Origin of the sequence: Priestia sp. SIMBA_032, assembly GCF_046535215.1 — a bacterium.
GTDB lineage: Bacteria > Bacillota > Bacilli > Bacillales > Bacillaceae_H > Priestia > Priestia aryabhattai.
This window is the reverse complement of the sequence record NZ_JAWRXD010000775.1, coordinates 1-267: the sequence shown is the minus strand read 5'-3', so window position 1 is coordinate 267 and position 267 is coordinate 1. Positions and strand designations below refer to the sequence as shown.

At 71.2% G+C, this 267-nt stretch carries 1 protein-coding gene; it reads left to right on the top strand.

What is annotated here, in order from left to right; genetic code table 11:
- Positions 1 to 267 (top strand): ROK family protein (locus SB717_RS36415; protein WP_410907900.1); only part of this gene is annotated, 267 nt, incomplete at both ends.

The following is a 267-nucleotide window of genomic DNA, read 5'->3' as shown; positions in this document are numbered from 1 at the left end:
ACGGACGTGGACCTCGCCCGCGAGCTCTCCGGCATCGTCGACGCACCCATCCATCTCATCAACGACGCGGACGCGGAGGCCATCGCCGACTCGACCGCCACCGTCACCGCCATCGACGAGCCCGGCGCGGACGATTTCGGCGCCAGCCAGCTCTTCGTCTCGTTGAGCACCGGCGTCGGAGCTGCGGTGATCATCGACGGCGTCGTTGTCGCCGGCGCGTCGCACCGCGCGGGCGAGATCGGCCACGTGCCCGTGCTGTTCGGCCCG